Here is a 21159-nt window from a genome sequence, read left to right on the forward strand (position 1 = left end):
CTTGCGCGCCCCGCAGCCGCGAACCCAGGGAGGCACTGATGCGGGCTCATGAGGCAGGCGCGCTGCACGGCGACATCGGCAACCGAGGGCCGGCCTGGCTGCGTACGCCGGACGACGTAAATGCCCTGGTGCCGCAGCTGTGGCCCCGCAACGTGACGCGCGGCGCCGACGGCGCGCTCACCGTCGCGGGCCTGGGCGTACGCGACATCGCCGCCGAGTACGGCACCCCGGTGTACGTGCTCGACGAGGACGACCTCCGCTCGCGCTGCCGGGACTTCCAGGCGGCCTTCCCGGACGAGGACATCTACTACGCCGGCAAGGCCTTCCTCTGCCGGGCGGTGGTCCGGATGATCGCCGAGGAAGGCATGTTCCTCGACGTGTGCAGCGGCGGGGAACTGGCCGTGGCGCTGGCCGGTGGGATGCCGCCCGAGCGGATCGGTTTCCACGGCAACAACAAGTCGGTGGCCGAGCTGACCCGGGCCCTCGACGTCGGGGTGGGCAGGATCATCGTCGACTCGTTCCACGAGATCGACCGGCTCACCGCGCTGGCCCGTGAACGCGGCGTACGGCCCCGGGTGCTGATCCGGGTCACCGTCGGGGTGGAGGCGCACACCCACGAGTTCATCGCCACCGCCCATGAGGACCAGAAGTTCGGCTTCTCCCTCGCGGGTGGGGCGGCCCTGAGCGCGGCGCTGCGCGTGCTCGACGAGGGTGTGCTGGAGCTGCGCGGCCTGCACTCGCACATCGGCTCGCAGATCTTCGACACCAGTGGCTTCGAGGTCTCCGCCCGCCGGGTGCTGGCCCTTCAGGCGCAGATCCGCGACGCCCGCGGCGTCGAACTGCCCGAACTCGACCTCGGTGGCGGTTTCGGTATCGCGTACACCTCGCAGGACGATCCTGCGGCCCCGCACGACCTGGCCAAGCGGCTACGCAAGATCGTGGACTCGGAGTGTGCGGCGGAGCGGCTGGCCACACCGCACCTGTCCATCGAGCCGGGCCGGGCGATCGTGGGCCCGGCCGTGTTCACCCTCTACGAGGTGGGTACGGTCAAGGATGTCGATGGCATCCGGACGTACGTCAGCGTCGACGGCGGGATGAGCGACAACATCCGGACCGCCCTGTACGACGCGTCGTACTCGGCGACCCTGGCCTCCCGGGGGAGCGTCGCCGGCCCGATGCTCGCCCGCGTGGTGGGAAAGCACTGTGAGTCCGGGGACATCGTGGTGAAGGATGAATTCCTGCCCGCCGACGTGCAGCCCGGAGATCTTGTCGCGGTGCCCGGCACGGGCGCGTACTGCCGCAGCATGGCCAGCAACTACAACCACGTGCCCCGCCCCGGCGTGGTCGCGGTTCGCAACGGCCGGGCCCGGCTGATCGTTCGACCGGAGACCGAAGAGGACCTGCTCGCTTTGGATGTGGGATGACGTCACCTGTACGCCTCGCCCTGCTCGGCTGCGGCACCGTCGGTGCCGAGGTGATCCGGCTGCTGCACGAGCAGTCGGCGGACCTCGCCGCCCGCGTCGGTGCTCCGTTGGAGATCGCCGGCATCGCCGTACGCCGGATCGGACGGGACCGCGGTGACCTGCCGGTGGACCCGGCTCTGTTCACCACCGACGCGCTCGGGCTGATCAAGCGGGACGACGTCGACGTGGTGGTCGAGGTGGTCGGCGGCATCGAGCCGGCGCGCGGCTGGCTGGTGGAGGCGTTGCGGGCCGGCAAGAGCGTGGTCACCGCCAACAAGGCGCTGCTCGCCGAGGACGGCGGCACCCTGCACGACGCGGCGGCCGAGGGGGGCGGCGACCTCTACTACGAGGCGTCCGTGGCCGGGGCCATTCCGCTGCTGCGCCCGCTGCGCGAGTCGCTGCACGGCGACCGCATCACCCGGGTCACCGGCATCGTCAACGGCACCACCAACTTCATTCTCTCCGCGATGCACGCCACCGGTGCCGGGTTCGCCGAGGCGCTGGAAGAGGCGACCGAGCTGGGCTACGCCGAGGCCGATCCGACCGCCGACGTGGAGGGCTTCGACGCCGCCGCCAAGGCGGCCATCCTCGCCTCGCTCGCCTTCCACAGCCGGGTCGCCGCCGCCGACGTGCATCGCGAGGGCATCACCGAGGTCACCGCCGCGGATGTGGCCAGCGCCAAGGCGATGGGCTGCACGATCAAACTGCTCTGCATCGCCGCGCGGGGTGCCGACGGGCAGGGCCGGGAGGCGGTGAGTGTCCGGGTGCACCCGGCGATGATCCCGGTGACCCATCCCCTGGCCAGCGTGGGCGACGCGTTCAACGCGGTCTTCGTGGAGGCGGAGGCGGCCGGGCAGTTGATGTTCTACGGCCGGGGTGCCGGTGGGGCGCCGACCGCCAGCGCGGTGCTCGGGGACGTGGTGGCGGTGGCCCGCAACCGGCTCGCCGGGGTCCGCGCGGCCAGCGAGTCCGCCTACGCCGACCTGCCCGTACGGCCGATGGGGGAGGCGCTCACCCGCTACCACATCAGCCTCGACGTGGCTGACCGGCCCGGTGTGCTGGAGTCGGTGGCCGGGGTGTTCGCCCGGCACGACGTCTCGATCGCCACCGTCCGGCAGGGGCCGGCCGCCGGTGCCGCCGGCGCGGCCGGTGACGCCGTACTTGTCATCGTGACCCACGTCGCCCCGGACGCGGCGCTCGCCGCGACCGTCCAGCAGCTGCGTGGACTGGACATCGTCCGTTCGGTGGCGAGCGTGCTGCGGGTCGAGGGCGGGTTGTGAGCGGCCGGATCAATCGCAGAGGCGAGGAGAGCGAGATGTGGCGTGGCCTGATCGACGCCTACCGGGACCGGCTGCCGGTCACCGATGCCACGCCGGTGGTCACCCTGCACGAGGGGAACACGCCGCTGTTGCCGGCGCCGGTGCTCTCCGCCCGGCTCGGCTGCGACGTGTACCTCAAGGTGGAGGGCGCGAACCCCACCGGCTCCTTCAAGGACCGGGGCATGACGATGGCCGTCTCCAAGGCGGTCGAGGCCGGCAACAAGGCCATCATCTGCGCCTCCACCGGCAACACCAGCGCCTCCGCCGCCGCGTACGCGGCCCGGGCCGGGATGACCTGCGCCGTCCTCGTGCCGCAGGGGAAGATCGCGCTGGGCAAGCTGGCTCAGGCGCTCGTGCACGGTGCCAAGCTGCTCCAGGTCAACGGCAACTTCGACGACTGTCTGGCGCTGGCCGCCAAGCTCGCCCAGGACTATCCGGTGGCCCTGGTCAACTCGGTAAACATCGACCGGCTGCACGGTCAGAAGACGGCCGCCTTCGAGATCGTCGAGGCGCTCGGCGACGCACCCGACATCCACTGCCTGCCGGTGGGCAACGCCGGCAACATCTCCGCGTACTGGATGGGTTACACGGAGGACCATGACGCCGGCAACGCCAGTCGGCGACCGAAGATGTACGGCTTCCAGGCGGCCGGTGCGGCGCCGATCGTGACCGGGCAGGTGGTGGCCGAGCCGTCCACCATCGCCACGGCCATCCGGATCGGCAACCCCGCGAGCTGGACGAAGGCCCTGGACGCGCGGGACACCTCCGGCGGCCTGATCGCGGCGGTCACCGATCGGGAGATCCTGTCCGCGTACCGACTGCTGGCCCGGGAGGTCGGTGTCTTCGTGGAACTGGGCAGCGCGGCCAGCGTCGCCGGTCTGCTCCAGCAGGCCGCCGCCGGCCGGGTGCCGGCCGGGGGCACGGTTGTCTGCACGGTCACCGGGCACGGTCTGAAGGATCCGGAGTGGGCCATCTCCACAGCTCCCGCTCCCGTCACCATCGCCAACGATCCACTCGTCGCCGCCCGCTCCCTCGATCTCGCCTGAGGCCCGGTCCGCCCCGCTGCGGCTCGGCACCCCGGCCGCCCCGGAGATCGGCAGACCCTCGGGGTCGGGCACACTGCTCGTACCCCTCGACCGTCTCCCTCAGGAGTGAGCCACGCGATGTCGCTGCTCGCCAGATTCAGCCTCGCCAACCGAGGGCTGGTAGCCCTCATCGCGGTGGTGACCACGGCGTTCGGTGTGTACGCCGTGCCGTCACTGAAGCAGCAACTCCTACCGTCGCTGGAGTTTCCCGCCGCCTTCATCGTGGCCCAGTACCCCGGCGCCGCACCGGAGGTCGTCGAGTCCGAGGTCGCCGAGCCGATCGAAAACAGCCTGCGCGGCATCTCCGGTCTCGACTCGGTCATCTCGACCTCTCGTGAGGGCCTGACCACCATCCAGGTGCAGTACGAGTTCGGCACCGAACTCGACGACATGGTCAGCCGGATGCAGACCGCGATCAACCGGACCAGCCTGCCGGAGGGCGTCGACCCGCAGGTGATCGCGGGCAGCACCGACGACCTGCCGGCGGTGGTGCTGGCCGCGTCCGGCGACGACGACGAGCGGACCCTCGCCGGAAAGCTGCGGGACACCGTGGTGCCGGAACTGGCGGCGATCGACGGCGTACGTGGCGTCGAGCTGACCGGCGTCCGGGACGAACTTGTCGTCATCACACCGGATCCGGCGAAGTTGGCGAAGGCGAAGGTGCAGCCGACCGCGATCGGCACCGCGTTGCGGGCCAACGGCGTGGCGGTGCCGGCCGGCGCGGTGCTGGACGGCGAGCGCACCCTGCCGGTCCAGGTGGGCGCACCGCTGACCACCCTGGACGAGCTGCGCGGTGTGATCGTCGCTCCGCCGGTCAAGAAGGCCGGTCCGGTCCGACTCGGCGACGTCGCCACGGTCGAGGAGCAACTCGCCCCGGCCACCGCCATCACCCGTACCAACGGCCGGGAGAGTCTCGGCATCGCGGTCACCGCCGACCCGGACGGCAACGCCGTGGAGATCTCGCACGCGGTCGCCGACCGGCTCGACGATCTGCGCGCCGCCACCGGTGCCGAGCTGACCGTCGTGCTCGACCAGGCGCCGTTCGTGGAGAAATCCATCGAGACGCTGAGCACCGAAGGTCTGCTGGGTCTGATCATGGCCGTGGTGGTCATCCTGGTGTTCCTGCTGTCGGTGCGCTCCACTGTGGTCACCGCGGTCTCCATCCCGCTGTCGGTGGTGGTCGCGCTGATCGCCCTCTGGATCGGTGACTACTCGCTCAACCTGCTCACCCTCGGCGCGTTGACGGTCGCGGTCGGCCGGGTGGTGGACGACTCGATCGTCGTGCTGGAGAACATCAAGCGGCACCTGACGTACGGCGGGTCGAAGCGGCAGGCGATTCTCACGGCCGTACGCGAGGTGGCCGGTGCCGTCACCGCGTCGACGTTGACCACGGTTGCCGTCTTCGCACCCATCGCCCTGGTCGGTGGTTTCGTCGGTCAGCTCTTCGCACCCTTCGCGATCACGGTCACCGTGGCGTTGCTCGCCTCGCTGTTGGTGTCGCTGACGGTGATCCCGGTGCTCGCGTACTGGTTCCTCAAGCCGGTCAGTGGTGCGGCCGACGGGGCGGCGGTCCGTCGGGCGGCGGAGGAGCGCGAGCTGCGCAGCCCGTTGCAGCGGGCGTACCTGCCGGTGATCCGGTTCGCCACCGGGCGGCGGGCCTACCGATGGGCGACCCTGGCGGCGGGCCTGCTGGTGCTGTTCGGCACCTTCGGGCTGGCCCGGCAGCTGGAGACGAACTTCCTCGACGACTCCGGCCAGGACACTCTCAACGTCCGCCAGGAACTGCCGGTGGGCACCGGGCTGGCCGGCACCGACGCGGCGGCCCGTCGGGTCGAGGCGGTGCTGGCGGAGACTCCGGGCATCGAGTCGTACCAGGTCACCGCTGGTGGCGGCGACGCCCCCTGGGCCGGCAGCGCCGGCAACAACGTGGCCAACTACGCGTTGCGTCTCGGCGGGGAGACCGACGCGAAGGCGATGCGCGGAGTGCTGCGGGACCGGCTCGCGGCGCTCGGTACCGAGGCCGGAGAGATCACGTTCCCGGCGGGCCAGGGCGGGGCGTCCGCCAACGAGCTGGCGGTCATCGTGCGGGCCGCCGACCCCGAGGTGTTGGCCGCCGCCGCGAAGGAGGCAGAGACGGCCCTGACCGGCATCGGCGGAGTCGAGGACGTCTCGACCACCCTGGCCGACCGGGTACCTCGGGTCGACGTGACCGTCGACCGCGAGGCGGCCAGCCGGGCCGGGCTCACCGAGGCCGCCGTCGGTCAGCTGGTGTCGCAGGCGTTCCGTGGTACGCCGCTGGGTCAGGTGACCGTCGAGGGCGCCGCCCGGGACGTGGTGCTGCGCCTGTCGCCGGCACCGCCGGTGACCCTGGCGGAGCTGCGGGCTCTGCCGGTGGGCGCGGTCAAGCTGGACGACATCGCCGATGTCACGGAGACCACCGGCCCGCAGCAGGTACGGCGGATCGACGGTGAGCGCAGCGTCTCGGTGACCGGCACGGTCACCGGCTCCGATCTGGGCGCGATCAGCACCGAGCTGCAGAGCCGCCTCGACGCGATCGACGTACCGGGGGCCACGTTCTCCCTGGGCGGGGTCAGCGCCGAGCAGCGGGAGACCTTCGCCGATCTGGGCCTGGCCGTGCTCGCCGCGATCGCGATCGTCTTCCTGATCATGATGGCGACGTTCCGTAGCGTGGTCCAGGCGCTGATCCTGCTGGTCTCCATTCCGTTCGCCGCCACCGGCGCGGTCGCCCTGCTGCTGGCCAGCGGCACCGCGCTGAGCGTGCCGGCGCTGATCGGCGTGCTCATGCTGGTCGGCATCGTGGTGACAAACGCCATCGTGCTGCTGGACCTGGTCAACCAGTACCGGGCGCAGGGCATGGGGGTGCGGGAGGCGGTGGTCGAGGGCGGACGCCACCGCCTGCGGCCGATCCTGATGACCGCGATAGCCACGATCTTCGCGTTGACGCCGATGGCCTTCGGGCTCACCGGGGAGGGTGGTTTCATCTCGCGGCCATTGGCGATCGTGGTGATCGGCGGCCTGCTCACCTCCACCCTGCTCACGTTGATCCTGGTGCCGACGCTCTACGCCATGGTGGAGGACACCAAGGTGTCGGTCCGGGCGTGGCGGCGGCGACGGTACGGCGACCCGACCGAGGGATCGGGCGGTGGCGAGGTCGACGAGGCCGATGGCCCGGCGTCGGACACCACCGGCCGGGTGCCGGTGGGCGCGGGGATCGGTGCCACGGACGCGGACCGGCGGGAGAGCCGGCCGGTGCCGGCGGCGCCCTCCGGCGCGTTGATCGAGAACACCGATCAGTTCGAGGTGCTCCGGCTGCCGAAGACCCGCAACTCACCGTTCCCGCCGAACGAGTGACCGGGCGTCCCCGGAGGGTCCTCGGGCCCTCCGGGGCGCTGTCCGCGCTGCGACGCAACCGTTGACGGTGGCCGGGTATGGTCCGCTCCGTGGCGTCCACCCTCTCGGTCCTCACCCGCAACCGGAACTTCCGCAACCTCTTCCTGGCCGAGCTGGTGGTCTTCGGTGCCGACTGGTTCGTCATGGTGCCGTTGCTGGTGCTGCTGCCGAAGTTGACCGGCAGTGGCGTGTGGGGTGCCCTGGTGCTCGCGGTGGACACCGGCATCGTGGCGCTGCTGCTGCCGTACACCGGCACCATCGCGGACCGGTTCGACCGACGCACGATCATGATCGTCTCGAACGGCGCCGCGCTGGTCGGTGTCCTGCTGCTGCTCGGGGTACGCGATGCCGGCACGGCCTGGCTGGCGCTGCTCGGCATCGGCGTGGTCGCGGTGGCGAAGGCGTTCTATTCGCCGGCTGCCCAGGCGGCGCTGCCGAACGTGCTCGATCCGGATGAACTGGCCGCCGGCAACGCGGTGGCCGGTTCGGCGTGGGGCACGATGACCGTCGTCGGCGCATCACTCGGTGGGGTACTCAGCGCGGCGGCCGGACCGTACGCGTGCTTCTGGGTCGGTGCCGTCGGGTTGGTGATCGCCGCGAGTCTGGCCACGCTCATCCGCCGTCCGTTGCAGGCACCCCGCGAGCGGGGCGCGAGTCCACCGCAGACCTGGGCGGCGATCCGCGAGGCGCTTGTCTACATCGGGCGCCGTCCCCGGGTGTTGGCGCTGGTGACGGTCAAGTCGGCGGTGGGTCTCGGCAACGGTGTGCTTACCGTCTTCCCGCTGCTCGCCGGGGTGTACGGGGTCGGCGCGCTCGGTGCCGGTCTGCTGTTCGCCGTCCGGGGCGCCGGCGCGCTGGTCGGCCCGATCATGATGCGACGGGTGCTGACCAACCGCGCCTGGCTGCTGCCCGGCCTGGCACTGTCCATGTCGGCGTACGGTCTGGCCTACCTCGGCACCTCGGTGACGGCCTGGTTCCCGCTGGTGCTGGTCCTGGTCTTCGTGGCCCACTTCGCCGGTGGCAGCAACTGGGTGATGTCGAACTTCGCCCTGCAGGGCGAAGTGCCGGACCGGCTACGGGGTCGGGTCTTCGCCACCGACATGATGCTGGCGACCCTGGCGATCTCCGTCAGTCAACTGGTGGTGGCCGTGGTCGTGGACGTCGTCGACGAGCGGGTCGTACTGGCCGGCTGCGGCCTGGTGACCCTGGTCTATGCGATCGGCTGGCGGATCGCGACCCGGCGTCTGTCGCTCGCCACGTCGCCACCCGCCGTCGCGGAGAACCGGTAGCCAGGTCCGGCCCGGTGGACGTCTGTGGCCCCACTAGCATGGGCGGCGTGTCGATCAGATTCGTCGCCGAACCGGTCCGGGTCCGGGTCCCCGCCACCAGTGCGAACCTGGGGCCGGGTTTCGACGCGCTCGGGCTGGCCCTCGCGCTTCACGACGACGTCGCCGCCGAGGTGACGGCCGGGGGCGTGACGGTGGCGGTGACCGGCGAGGGTGCCGGCGACCTGCCCGTCGACGACGGGCATCTGGTGGTACGCGCCATGCGGGTGGCCTTCGACGTCCTTGGCGGGCAACCGGCCGGGCTGGCGGTGGAGTGCGTCAACCGGATCCCGCAGGCGCGCGGGCTCGGCTCCTCGTCGGCGGCGATCGTCGCCGGGGTGCTGCTGGCCCGGGCGCTGGTGGTGGAGGGGGAGAGCCGCCTCGACGACGACGCGGTGCTGCGGCTGGCCGCGGAGATCGAGGGCCATCCGGACAATGTCGCGCCGTGCCTGCTCGGTGGCTTCACCCTGGCCTGGACGGAGCCGGCCGGCGCGCGGGCGGTGTCGCTGCCGGTGGCCGACGGCGTACGCCCCACGGTGCTGGTGCCGACCGAGCGCGGGCTGACCGCCACGGCCCGCGCGGCGCTGCCGGCCACGGTGCCGCACGGCGACGCCGCTTTCAACGCCGGCCGCGCGGGACTGCTGGTGCACGCGTTGACCGCGCAGCCGGCACTGCTGCTGCCGGCGACCGCCGACCGGTTGCACCAGGATTGGCGGGCGCCGTCGATGCCGGGCACAAGTGCGCTGGTCAACGGGTTGCGTGCGGCCGGTGTGGCGGCCGTGGTCAGTGGGGCCGGCCCCAGCGTGCTCGCGCTGTCTGAGCTGCCGGTAGGATTTGACGCGGGAACAGATTGGCGGCTGCTGCGGTTGCCGGTAGATGTATGCGGGGCGCAGGTCGAGCGGGGTAGACTCGGACACGCGGAGCGGGACCCTGTTGCCGCAGGTCGCAAGAGTTGATTACGCTCTAGACTTAGCACAGCCGCGAAGCATGCGATCTCCCTGCGGGTCGGCGCACCCCCGAAGCTTTCGGCGGTAAGCCCGTCACCCCTGCCTAGGCCCACGCCGCACCGCAGTCTTCACTGGTCGCCGCAGACGGCGAAACCCCGCTCACCGCTCCATCTGGTGGGTCGGGAGACCGACCGGCTGCTGTGTTGCAGACTCCCGCGAAGCGTCATGCGAGGCGGGTGTACCGAGGCCGCCCGGCCACCTGTTTTCGATTCCGGGCAGTCCCGGCCTATCGAGGGAAGGAATCCATTGAGCGACACCACCGACGTGACGTCGGATGTTTCCAACGTCGCTGGCGATGCCACCACCGCTGCCCCCGCCCGCCGTCGGCGCAGCGGCACCGGTCTGTCGGCGATGCTGCTGCCGGAGCTGCAGAGCCTGGCCGCGTCGCTCGGCATCTCGGGGACGGCTCGCATGCGTAAGGGCGAGCTGATCAGCGCGATCACCGAGCGGCAGGGCGGCGCTGCCGGAGCCCCTCGTCCACGGGCCGAGGTCGCGGCGGCCGCCGCACCGGTCCGCGAGGAGGTGCACGCGGAGGTACGAGACACGGGTGAGCGGCCGGAGGCCGAGCGCCGTGGTGCCGAACAGCCGGCCGCAAGCGTCGAGAGCGAAGGGCGCGGCCGTACCCGGCGTAGCCGGACCGCCGTGGCGGAACCGCGTGCGGAGGAGACCGCCGCCGAGGGCGAGCGGTCCGAGGGCCGGTCCGGCCGTGACCGTGGCGCCGACCGTGCTGAACGCGCCGAGCGTGGCGAGCGGGCTGAGCGTGCCGATCGCGCAGAGCGTGCCGATCGCGGTGAGCGTGCCGATCGCGGTGAGCGTCCCGAGCGTGGCGACCGTGGCGACCGTGGTGAGCGCGGTGAGCGTGGTGAGCGTGGCGATCGCGCCGCCGAGCGCGGCGAGCGTGGCGACCGTGCCGAGCGCGGCGATCGTGGTGAGCGGGCCGAGCGTGGCGACCGTGGACAGCGAGCCGAGCGGGACAACGACGGTGACGACGACGGCGAGAGCGGCGGTCGGCGCAGCCGGCGCAGCCGTTTCCGGGATCGTCGGCGGGGCCGCGGTGACCGCAACGATTCCGGCGACGGTGGCCGTGAGCCGCAGGTCGGCGAGGACGATGTGCTCGTGCCGGTGGCCGGCATCGTGGACGTGCTCGACAACTACGCCTTCGTCCGGACCACCGGCTACCTGGCCGGCCCCAACGACGTCTACGTGTCGATGTCCCAGATCAAGAAGTACGGCCTGCGACGCGGTGACGCGATCACCGGGGCGGTCCGGGCGGCGCGCGACGGCGAGCAGCGGCGCGACAAGTACAACCCGCTGGTCCGGCTGGACACCATCAACGGGATGGAGCCGGACGAGGCCAAGCGCCGGCCGGAGTTCTACAAGCTCACCCCGCTGTACCCGCAGGAGCGGCTGCGGCTGGAGACCGAGCCGCACATCCTCACCACCCGGGTCATCGACCTGGTCATGCCGATCGGCAAGGGGCAGCGGGCGCTGATCGTCTCGCCGCCGAAGGCCGGTAAGACCATGGTGCTCCAGGCGATCGCCAACGCCATCACGCACAACAACCCGGAGTGCCACCTGATGGTGGTGCTGGTGGACGAGCGGCCCGAAGAGGTCACCGACATGCAGCGGTCGGTCAAGGGCGAGGTCATCGCGGCCACGTTCGACCGCCCGCCGCAGGACCACACCACCGTCGCCGAGCTGGCGATCGAGCGGGCCAAGCGCCTGGTCGAGCTGGGGCACGACGTGGTCGTGCTGCTCGACTCGGTGACCCGGCTCGGCCGGTCGTACAACCTGGCTGCGCCGGCCAGCGGCCGGATCATGTCGGGTGGTATCGACTCCACCGCGTTGTACCCGCCGAAGCGGTTCCTCGGTGCGGCGCGCAACATCGAGAACGGCGGCTCGTTGACCATCCTCGCCACCGCCCTGGTGGAGACCGGTTCCATGGCGGACACGGTCATCTTCGAGGAGTTCAAGGGCACCGGTAACGCGGAGCTGAAGCTGGACCGGAAGATCGCTGACAAGCGGACCTTCCCGGCCATCGACATCCACCCGTCCGGTACGCGTAAGGAGGAGATCCTGCTCGCGCCGGAGGAACTGGCCATCGTGCACAAGCTCCGCAAGGTGCTGCACTCGCTGGACTCGCAGGCGGCCCTGGATCTCCTGCTGGACCGGCTGAAGCAGTCCCGTACCAACATCGAGTTCCTGATGCAGATCGCCAAGTCGACGCCGGGGGAGTAACGTCCACCGACGAAGATCGACGTAGGGGGCGTGGCCGGCCGGCCACGCCCCCTACGCGTACCCGACTCGACCGGAGCGCGGCGGGGGGACGGCCGAGGAATGCTTCACGCGGGCGGTGGGAATGCGTACCCGAGGCCCGATGTTGCTACCGGCGACCAACGGGTGCGGCCCGATTCCAGGGCCCACCGAAGCCCATGGCAGACTGGTCAATCGGCCACCGGTTCCGGTTCACGCCCCCAACGGCAGGCAGCGGCAGGCCAGGGGCGACCCGGCGACCACAGACGAGAGGACCGAGGCGACATGAAGCCCAACATCCACCCGGAGTACGTGACCACCGAGGTCAGCTGCTCCTGCGGTAACACCTTCACCACCCGCAGCACCGCCAAGGGCGGCTCGATCCACGTCGAGACGTGCAGCGCCTGCCACCCGTTCTACACGGGCAAGCAGCGGGTGCTGGACACCGCTGGTCGGGTCGCGAAGTTCCAGCAGAAGTACGCCAAGGTTCAGGGCAAGAAGGCCAAGTAGCTCCTCGTCTGACGCCCGCGTCCGGTTCACCGCCGGGCGCGGGCGTCGGCCGTCTGTGTCCCGGTTTCCGCCGCGAAGCGACCGGCGGAACACCGCGCGGGGTTTCCGACAGTCAGCAAGGAGCCATCCCCAGCATGAGCAGTGAACGCCTCACCGGCCTCCTCGACGAGTACGCCGAGTTGGAGAAGCGGCTCGCCGATCCCGCGATCCACGCCGACCAGGGCACCGCCCGCCGGGTTGGCCGTCGCTATGCCGAGCTGGTGCCGCTGCACAAGGCCGCGGCCGAGCTGGAGCAGGCCCGGGCGGATCTCGCCGCGGCGCGGGAGCTGGCCGCCGAGGACGCCTCCTTCGCGGCCGAGGCCGAGACGATCGCGGCGACGCTGCCGGTGCTTGAGGACCGCCTCGCCGAGCTGCTCATCCCGCGCGACCCGCACGACGCCAAGGACGTCATCGTCGAGATCAAGGCGGGCGAGGGCGGTGAGGAGTCCGCGCTGTTCGCCGGTGACCTGCTGCGCATGTACACCCGGTACGCGGAGCGGCGCGGCTGGGTCACCGAGGTGATCGACGCTCAGGACTCCGACCTCGGCGGGGTGAAGGACGTCTCGCTGGCGATCAAGACAAAGGGTGTGCCCGAGGGCGGCAACGGCGTCTGGTCCCGGTTGAAGTGGGAAGGCGGCGTGCACCGGGTGCAGCGGGTCCCGGTCACCGAGTCGCAGGGGCGCATCCACACCAGCGCGGCCGGCGTACTGGTGCTGCCGGAGGCCGAGGAGGTCGACGTCACCATCGACCCGAACGAGTTGCGCATCGACGTGTTCCGCTCGTCCGGTCCCGGTGGCCAGTCGGTGAACACCACCGACTCGGCGGTGCGGATCACCCATCTGCCCACCGGCATCGTCGTCTCCTGCCAGAACGAGAAGTCCCAGCTGCAGAACCGGGAGCAGGCGATGCGGATCCTGCGCTCCCGGCTGCTGGCCGCCGCGCAGGAGCAGGCCGACGCCGCCGCATCGGACGCCCGCAAGGCCCAGGTGCGTACGGTGGACCGCTCGGAGCGGATCCGCACGTACAACTTCCCGCAGAACCGGATCACCGACCATCGGATCGGCTTCACCGCGTACAACCTTGACCTGGTGCTCGCCGGGGAACTGGACGGTGTGCTCGACGCGCTCAGCGAGGCGGACCGGGCCGCGCGCCTGGCGGGCGACGCGGAACTGACCCGGCGCTGAGCCTCAGGCGCTACGCGGCCTGGCCTTGGCCCGCAGCATCTCCCGGTCGGCGGCCTCGAAGGCCGCGCCGAGCGCGTCCCGCTGGCCGGGGCCGCCGGCGCCCACCTCGGCGAAGCCGATGCTGACGCCGACCGGGGTGCCGGGCACCAGTGACTCCCAGTCCTCGGTGCGCACGGCGGCGTCGATCCGCCGGGCCACCTCGGCCGCCTCGGCCATCCCCGCTTCGGGTAGCACCACCACGAACTCGTCGCCGCCGTAGCGGGCGACGAAGTCGCCCCGACGCATCACCCGGTTGATGACTCCGGCGACGCGTTGCAGGACCAGATCCCCCGAGTGGTGCCCGTGCCGCGTGTTGACCGCCTTGAACCCGTCCAGGTCGCAGACGCCGATCACCACCCGTTCACCCCGGGCCACCACGGCCGCGATGTAGCGCTCCAGCCGGCGTCGGTTGGGCAGCCCGGTCAGCGGGTCGGTAAGCGCCTCCCCCTCGAACCGCGCCGCCTCCCGGCGCATCTCCTCATGATCGATACGGGCGGCGATGCCGTCGATGTAGACGTCGCGGAGCCGGTCGTGGCGCTGCGCGGCGAGTCGGAACGCCAGCCGGTCGGCCCGGTGCGCGGCGGCGTGGTCGCCAGCCCGGCCCAGCGCCATGCTGCGCAGTCGGGCCGGCTCGGCCGCGCCGAGCGTCTCGGCGGACACCTGGACCGTGTCCAGCCGGGTGACCGCCTCGATCGGACGCCCACTGGCGATGGCGAGGCAGACCTGGCCGAGCTGGCGCATGTCGCGGGCCCGGGCGCTGTCCGCGCCGTAGTCGAGCAGCCGGGCCGGGGCCAGGCCCGGGGCAAGGTCGAGGTCGTCGCCGAGGGCGCACCGGCGGGCGGCGGCGTAACCGTAGGCGGCCAGGCTGCTGGGGCGCAGCCGGTCGGCCCGCCCGGCGGTCACGAACCGGCCCAGGTCGCCGCCGACGTCCCGCAGTACGCGCAGACAGCCGTCGCTGTCACCGGTGTGGTCGAGGGCGACCGCGTTGCGCAGTCGGATGCCCGGTGCGGCGAACGTCTCCTCCGGGATCCCTGCGGCGGTGCCGAGTTGCCGGGCGCGTTCGATCGCGCCCAGGGCGTAACCGTGAAAGCTGAGGTACGAGTAGGCCATCGCCAGGTCGTGCCAACCCCAGGCGGTGTCCCGGTCCGGATCCTCCACCGCCCCGAGCGCCCGAGCGGCCTTGACCAGGTGCGTCACGCAGCGGTCCAGCGCGCCCTGATGGTGGGCGGCCAACGCCGCCAGGGCGTTGAGGTGCCCGTGCAGATAGGGCTCGGCGAGGTCGCGTACCGCCGCGGACGCCTCCTCGATGGCGCGGGTGTACTCGGCGGTGCGCCCGAGATTGATCAGAGCCGAGAGCCGCTGCACGAGCGCGTCGGCTCGGGCGTTCGGGTCGCGGGTGGCACGCAGCACCCCATCCAGGAGTCCGTACGCCTCGGTGGAACGGCTCACCTCCTGCAACGCCCGCGCCTTCGTCAGGGCGTCAACCTGGTCTTCGACCCGGTCGAGCCAGCCCACCCGCGACCTCCTGTCGGTGTGCCGCTGCACCCGCTTATGCACGTGCACGGCGACGCTTCATGATTATTGCGTGACCACCGCACCGCAACACCCGTCCGAAGGGACGAGACGTAACCGTCCGGCTCCCGTACTTGCCGAAGCGGCTCGTACCCTCGCCGCGGCCGGTGTGACCTCGGCCCGTGCGGAGGCCGAGCTGCTGGCCGCGTACGTGCTTGAGATCCCGCGCGGGCGGTTGGCCCTGGCGGACGGGTTCACCGACGAGCAACTTGACGGCTACCGAGCGCTGGTGGCCCGCCGGTCGCGACGGGAACCGTTGCAGTATCTCACCGGCACCGCCGGCTTCCGGCACCTGGAGTTGGCCGTCGGGCCGGGCGTCTTCGTGCCGCGCCCGGAGACCGAACTGCTCGCCGGCTGGGGCGTCGACCAGGCCCGAACGATCGCGCGGGCCGGTGGGCGGCCGGAGCCGCTGGTGGTGGACCTGTGCAGCGGCTCGGGAGCGATCGCCCTGTCGGTGGCGTCCGAGGTGCCGCAAACCCGGGTGGTGGCGGTGGAACGCTCGCCGGAGGCGCTGTCCTGGCTGCGGCGCAACGCGGCGGCCCGGGCCGCCGCCGGTGACCGGCCGATCGAGGTGGTGGCGGCGGACGCCACCGATCCGGCCCTGCTCGACGAGTTGGCGGGCCGGGTGGACGTGCTGCTGTGCAACCCGCCGTACGTCCCGCTCGCGGTGGCGGTACCCCCGGAGGTGGCCGACCACGACCCGGCGGAGGCCGTGTTCGGTGGGGCGGACGGACTGGACGTCATCCGCCGGGTCATCGACCGTGCGGGTTTCCTGCTGCGTACCGGCGGTGTGCTCGGCATCGAACACGACGACAGTCACGGCGCGGTGTTGCCGGGTCTGCTCGCCGCCGACGGGCGGTACGTCACGATCGTCGACCATCGCGACCTCGCCGACCGGCCGCGTTTCGTCACGGCGTCCCGCCTCGCGGACCGCCCACCACCCGGTGCGGCCGCGACGTGGCAGACTGGCTCCTCGTGATGCTCTACGACTGCCGATCGCTCGCCGACCGGGACCGCGGCATCGCTGCGGCCATCGAGGCGGTCCGCAACGGCGAGCTGGTCGTCCTGCCGACTGACACGGTCTACGGGATCGGCGCCGACGCGTTCACCCCCTATGCGGTCAAGGCGCTGCTGGACGCGAAGGGTGTCCCGCACACCCCGCCACCGGTGCTGATCGGTTCCCGGCACACCCTCGACGGCCTGGCCTACACCCTGCCGACAGCGGCGCGGGACCTGGTCGAGGCGTTCTGGCCGGGTGCGCTGACCATCCTGGTCAAGCACTCGGCGAGCCTGCGGTGGGATCTCGGCGACGACAGCGGCACGGTGGCGGTGCGCATGCCGCTGCACCCGGTGGCGCTTGAGGTGCTGCGGGAGACGGGGCCGATGGCGGTCGCGTCGGCCAACAAGATCGGCCAACCGGCCGCGCTCACCGCCGACCAGGCGCGCGACCAGCTCGCCTACTCCGTCCGGGCCTACCTGGAGGCCGGGCCGGCGGTGGACCCGGTGCCCAGCACGATCGTGGATCTGACCGGCGACGAGCCGCTGCTCGTCCGGGAGGGCGCGATCGACCTGGCCCGGCTGCGTGAGGTGGTACCGGAACTGCGTGAGAGTCAGGTGGCGTAGGTGCCCCCCTTCACCGTCCTGCACGTCTGCATGGGCAACATCTGCCGGTCACCGATGGCCGAGCGGCTGCTCACCCTCGCGGTGGCCGACCGGCTGGCCCGACGAGAGGTTGACCCGGAGCGGGTCGAGGAGCTGCTGCACAGCCACAGCGCGGGCACCGGTGGTTGGCACGCCGGTGAGGAGATGAACCCGCCGGCCGCCCGTCAGGTCACCAACCGGGGTGGCGACGTCACCGGGTTCGCCGCTCGCAAGCTGCGCTCCGATCACATCGACGCCGCCGACCTGGTCCTGACCGCCACCGCCGACCAGCAGGAGTACGTGACCGCGTTGCGGCCCGACGCCGCCGCCCGCACGTTCGTGCTCGGCGAGTTCGGTCGGCTGCTGGCCGCCCTCGATCCGGCCGCGTTGCCGGCGGCCGAGGCCACCGCCGACGCGGTCCACGCCCGTGGCGTGGCGCTGGTCGAGGCGGCACACGAGGCCCGGCAGGGTGCCACCGCGTTGCCCACCGACGACCTCGACGACCCGTGGGGGCGCGGCGACCAGTGCTTCACCCGGGTGGCCGACGAGATCGAGGAGACCGTGCAGCCGCTCGCCGCGCTGCTGCTCCCCTGATCGGCGAATTTCATCCGGGTTTGAGGAAAGGCGCGGCAGAAAGGGCGATTAGCGACATCCTGAGGGAGTCCTGACGGCTCCTGCGGGGAGAGCTGATGACCCGGGCGTTCCTGCCGAAGATGTTCACCGTACTGCTGGCCGGCACGCTGGCCGGCCTGGCGCTGGCGGTGGCGGCGTTGCCGGCCGCGCTGGTGTTCGGCATCGGATTTTCGGCGCTCTCCGCGCCGTACGCGGAGTTGCCCAACACGCTGCGGACGCCGCCGACGGCCCAACGGTCCAACCTCTACGCCAACGACGGCACCACGCTGATCACCTCCTTCTACCAGGAGGACCGGGTCGATGTGCCGCTGGACGAGGTGGCGCCGGTGATGCGGCAGGCCATCATCGCCGCCGAGGACGCCCGCTTCCACGAGCACAGCGGCGTGGACCTGCGGGGCATCGTGCGGGCCTTCACCGCCAACCGGCGCGACGGCGCCACCCGTCAGGGCGCCTCCACACTGACCATGCAGTACGTCCGCAACGTGCTGAGCACCGATCCCCGGCTCAGCGAGGCGCAACGGGCGGCGGCCACCGAGGTGAGCACCGCCCGCAAGGTCCAGGAGATCCGGTACGCCCTGGCGTTGGAGCGGGAGCTGACCAAGGAGCAGATCCTGACCCGCTACCTCAACATCGCGTACTTCGGTGCCGGCGCGTACGGGATCGCCGCCGCCAGCAAACGGTACTTCTCCACCTCACCGGCGAAGCTCACGCTGGCCCAGGCGGCGTTGCTGGCCGGGCTGGTCCGCTCTCCGCACAGCGACGACCCGATCAACGGGGACGCCGACAGCGCGACCGCCCGGCGCGGCTACGTGCTGGACCGGATGGTCGAGTCGGGCGTGACCGCGCCGGAGGAGGCGGCCCGGATCGCCGCCCAGCCGTTGAACCTGCGGCCCAGCGAGACTCCGAACGACTGCACCGCGGTGCCCGAGGGACACAACGACTGGGGCTTCTTCTGCGACTGGTTCACCCGTTGGTGGAACAGCCAGAAGGCGTTCGGCGCCAGCGTCGACGAGCGGCAGCGCACCCTGCGACGGGGTGGGTTCAGCATCGTCTCCTCACTCGACCCCGGCGTCCAGCGGGCCACCACCGAACAGGTGTGGGGGGTCTACCCGGCCGAGCACCCACACGCCATGCCGACCGCGGTGATCCAACCCGGCACCGGGCGGGTGCTCGCCATGTCGGTCAACCGGGTCTACAGCGTGACCGCGAACCCGGGCGGACAGCAGAACCACCCCAACACCGTCAACCAACTCGTCGCCGGCGGCGGCACCATCGTCGGTTACCAGGCCGGTTCCACGTTCAAGCTCTTCACCATGCTGGCCGCCCTGGAGGCCGGACTACCCCTGAACACGGTCTTCAACGCGCCCCGGCGGATCGTGACGGACTTCCGGGTCAGCGGCAGCGAGGCGAACTGCGGCGGGTACTGGTGCCCGCAGAACGCCAGCGCCTCGGTGAGCGGCCGGCACGACATGTGGACCGCCTTCGGCGACTCGGTCAACACGTACTTCGCCTGGCTCACCGAGCGGGTCGGTGCGGACCGGGTGGTGGAGATGGCCGAACGGCTCGGCATCGTGTTCCGGGCCGACGACGACGCCCAACTGGCCCGGCACGGGGCACGTGAGTGGGGCCCGTTCACCCTGGGTGTGTCCGCCACCACCCCGCTCGACCTGGCCGGCGCGTACGCGACGCTGGGCGCGGAGGGCGTCTGGTGCGCGCCCACGCCGGTCAGCTCGATCACCGACGCGGACGGTCGCCGGGTGGCCGCCGGGCAGCCGGACTGCCGGCAGGTGCTCGACGTAGACGTGGCCCGGGCGGCGGCGGACGCGGCCCGCTGCCCGGTCGGCGACCAGTCCATGTACCACGGCTGCGCCGGTGGCACGGCGACCCGGCTGCGCGGTCAGCTCGGCCGGCCGGTGGTGGGAAAGACGGGCAGCTCCGAGCGGTACGCCACGGAGACGGTCGTGGCGCTCACCCCGCAGTTGGCGGTGGCGGCGATGGCCGCCAACCCCGACGAGCCGCGCGACGCCGTCGGCCGTGCGGTGCAGACCGCCATGGTGGAGGCGGTCGGCGAGATCCTCTCCTACGCCCTGCGCGACGAGCCGGTCCGCGACTTCGTGCCGCCGAGCGACATGACCGCCTGGCGGGTCACCGGGCAGCGCACCGGCAACTGACCGACGCCGACCGCAGCCCGGTCAGCGGGCCGGAGTGGCTGCCGCCAACCGCTCGGCCCCCTCGGCGATGTTGCGGGCCATCCCACCGAAGACCACCGCGTGAAACGGGGTCACCGCAGTCCAGTACGCGTGCCCGGCCAGTCCTCGGGGCAGGAACACCGCCCGCTGCCGGTAGCTGACCTGACCGGTGTCGTCCCGCTGCACCCGCATCTCCAGCCAGGCCCGGCCGGGCAGCCGCATCTCGGCGCGCAGTCGCAGCAGTTCGCCGGGGACGATCTCCTCCACCCGCCAGAAGTCCAGTGCCTCGCCGACCCGCAACTGGTGCGGGTGACGCCGGCCCCGCCGCAGCCCCACCCCGCCGACCAGCCGGTCCAGCCAGCCGCGCACGGACCAGGCGAGCGGGAACGAGTACCAACCGTTCTCTCCGCCGACCCCCTCGATCACCTGCCACAGCGCCTCCGGCGGTGCCGCCACCGTCTGCTCCCGCAGGTCGGTGTAGGCGGTGCCGCCGCTCCAGTGCGGGTCGCTGGGCAACGGCTCGGCGGGTGCGTCCGCACCGGCGGCGGTCGACCAGCGGGTCTCCACCTGGGCGTCGCGTACCTTGGCCAGCGCCAGCTCGACGGCCTGGTCGAAACCGGTGAGTCCGCCCGACGGGTCCGGCAGGTACGTCGCGATGTCGTGCTCGTGCGCGACCGCCTCGTGTACCAGGCTCTCCACCAGCGGCCGGGCGAGCGCGTTCGGCACCGGGGTGATCAACCCGACCCAGTGCGACGAGAGAGTCGGCGTCAGCAGGCGTACCGGTAGCAGCAGCCGACGGGAGAGCCCGGCCACCCGGGCGTAGCGCTGCATCATCTCGGCGAAGGTCAGCACGTCCGGACCGGCGATGTCGAAGGCCCGGTTGACCTCCGGCGGCAGTCCGGCGCTGCCGACCAGGTAGTAGAGCACGTCACGGACCGCGATCGGCTGGATCCGGTTGCTGACCCAGCGCGGGGTGACCATCACCGGCAGCCGCTCGGTCAGGTAGCGCAGCATCTCGAACGACGCCGAGCCGGAGCCGAGGATCACCGCCGCCCGCAGCACCACCGTGGGCACGCCGCTGTCCAGCAGGATCCGCGCCACCTCGGTGCGGGAACGCAGGTGCGCCGAGGCGGCGTCGTCGGGGGCCGGCTCCGGTCCGCCCAGGTAGACGATGCGGCGTACGCCTGCGGCGCGGGCCGCCTCGGCGAAGGTCGTCGCGGCCTGCCGGTCGGCGGCTTCGAAGCCGGCCTGACCGAGCGAGTGCACCAGGTAGTACGCCACGTCGACGTCGTCGAAGACCCCGGCGAGACTTTCCGGCCGGCTCAGGTCGCCCTCGACCACCTCGACCTGCGAGGCCCACGGCACGTCGCGCAGCCGGTTGGCCCGCCGTGCCAGGCAGCGCACCGCGTATCCCTCGTCCAGCAGGCGTGGCGCCAGGCGCCCGCCGATGTATCCGGTCGCTCCGGTCACCAGGCATCTCACGCCTCCA

At 71.9% G+C, this 21159-nt stretch carries 15 protein-coding genes; 13 read left to right on the plus strand and 2 right to left on the minus strand.

The window, feature by feature from the left end; all coding sequences use genetic code 11:
- Window positions 1-38 precede the first annotated feature (38 nt).
- From lysA to prfA, 9 genes are all read left to right on the plus strand, one after another.
- A complete protein-coding gene (lysA, locus tag O7624_RS21185; protein WP_282236999.1) occupies window positions 39-1424 on the plus strand; it encodes a diaminopimelate decarboxylase in 1386 nt (461 codons plus the stop codon).
- Window positions 1421-2743, plus strand: a complete 1323-nt coding sequence (locus O7624_RS21190) for a homoserine dehydrogenase (RefSeq protein WP_093405384.1) — start codon at window positions 1421-1423, stop codon at window positions 2741-2743. The genes lysA and O7624_RS21190 overlap by 4 nt, the downstream gene beginning before the upstream one ends.
- Window positions 2744-2778: 35 nt before the next feature.
- On the plus strand, window positions 2779-3828 hold the full coding sequence (thrC, locus tag O7624_RS21195; RefSeq protein ID WP_093405528.1) for a threonine synthase: 1050 nt from the start codon (window positions 2779-2781) through the stop codon (window positions 3826-3828).
- A gap of 117 nt (window positions 3829-3945) precedes the next feature.
- Entirely contained in the window at window positions 3946-7239 is a 3294-nt protein-coding gene (locus O7624_RS21200) for an efflux RND transporter permease subunit (RefSeq protein WP_282237000.1), read from the plus strand.
- 89 nt (window positions 7240-7328) lie between these two features.
- Window positions 7329-8567, plus strand: coding sequence for an MFS transporter (locus O7624_RS21205; RefSeq protein WP_282237001.1), 1239 nt, complete (start codon window positions 7329-7331; stop codon window positions 8565-8567).
- A gap of 47 nt (window positions 8568-8614) precedes the next feature.
- Window positions 8615-9559, plus strand: coding sequence for a homoserine kinase (gene thrB / locus O7624_RS21210; protein ID WP_282237002.1), 945 nt, complete (start codon window positions 8615-8617; stop codon window positions 9557-9559).
- A gap of 297 nt (window positions 9560-9856) precedes the next feature.
- Complete coding sequence (gene rho / locus O7624_RS21215; RefSeq protein ID WP_282237003.1) at window positions 9857-11848, plus strand: transcription termination factor Rho; 1992 nt, start codon at window positions 9857-9859, stop codon at window positions 11846-11848.
- Between the two features lie 300 nt (window positions 11849-12148).
- Complete coding sequence (gene rpmE / locus O7624_RS21220; RefSeq protein ID WP_093405395.1) at window positions 12149-12373, plus strand: 50S ribosomal protein L31; 225 nt, start codon at window positions 12149-12151, stop codon at window positions 12371-12373.
- A gap of 134 nt (window positions 12374-12507) precedes the next feature.
- Complete coding sequence (gene prfA / locus O7624_RS21225; protein WP_282237004.1) at window positions 12508-13596, plus strand: peptide chain release factor 1; 1089 nt, start codon at window positions 12508-12510, stop codon at window positions 13594-13596.
- A gap of 3 nt (window positions 13597-13599) precedes the next feature.
- On the opposite strand, the gene O7624_RS21230 is transcribed toward prfA, so the two are convergent.
- Window positions 13600-15150, minus strand: a complete 1551-nt coding sequence (locus O7624_RS21230) for a GGDEF domain-containing protein (RefSeq protein WP_093405400.1) — start codon at window positions 15148-15150, stop codon at window positions 13600-13602.
- Window positions 15151-15220: 70 nt separating this feature from the next.
- Between O7624_RS21230 and prmC the strand changes: the two genes are divergently transcribed.
- The 4 genes from prmC to O7624_RS21250 all read left to right on the plus strand — a co-directional run bounded on the left by prmC (window position 15221) and on the right by O7624_RS21250 (window position 19652).
- Window positions 15221-16186, plus strand: a complete 966-nt coding sequence (gene prmC, locus O7624_RS21235; protein ID WP_282237005.1) for a peptide chain release factor N(5)-glutamine methyltransferase — start codon at window positions 15221-15223, stop codon at window positions 16184-16186.
- Entirely contained in the window at window positions 16186-16830 is a 645-nt protein-coding gene (locus O7624_RS21240) for an L-threonylcarbamoyladenylate synthase (RefSeq protein WP_210941343.1), read from the plus strand. The genes prmC and O7624_RS21240 overlap by 1 nt, the downstream gene beginning before the upstream one ends.
- A complete protein-coding gene (locus O7624_RS21245; protein ID WP_093405406.1) occupies window positions 16831-17442 on the plus strand; it encodes a phosphotyrosine protein phosphatase in 612 nt (203 codons plus the stop codon).
- Window positions 17443-17537: 95 nt separating this feature from the next.
- Window positions 17538-19652: a transglycosylase domain-containing protein gene (locus tag O7624_RS21250; RefSeq protein ID WP_282237006.1), complete on the plus strand. Its 2115-nt coding sequence runs from the start codon at window positions 17538-17540 to the stop codon at window positions 19650-19652.
- A gap of 21 nt (window positions 19653-19673) precedes the next feature.
- Here the strand turns inward: O7624_RS21250 and O7624_RS21255 are convergent, their stop codons facing one another.
- Entirely contained in the window at window positions 19674-21152 is a 1479-nt protein-coding gene (locus O7624_RS21255) for an SDR family oxidoreductase (protein ID WP_282237007.1), read from the minus strand.
- Between the last annotated feature and the right edge of the window lie 7 nt (window positions 21153-21159).

Source organism: Verrucosispora sp. WMMD1129, from assembly GCF_029581255.1.
GTDB lineage: Bacteria > Actinomycetota > Actinomycetes > Mycobacteriales > Micromonosporaceae > Micromonospora > Micromonospora sediminimaris.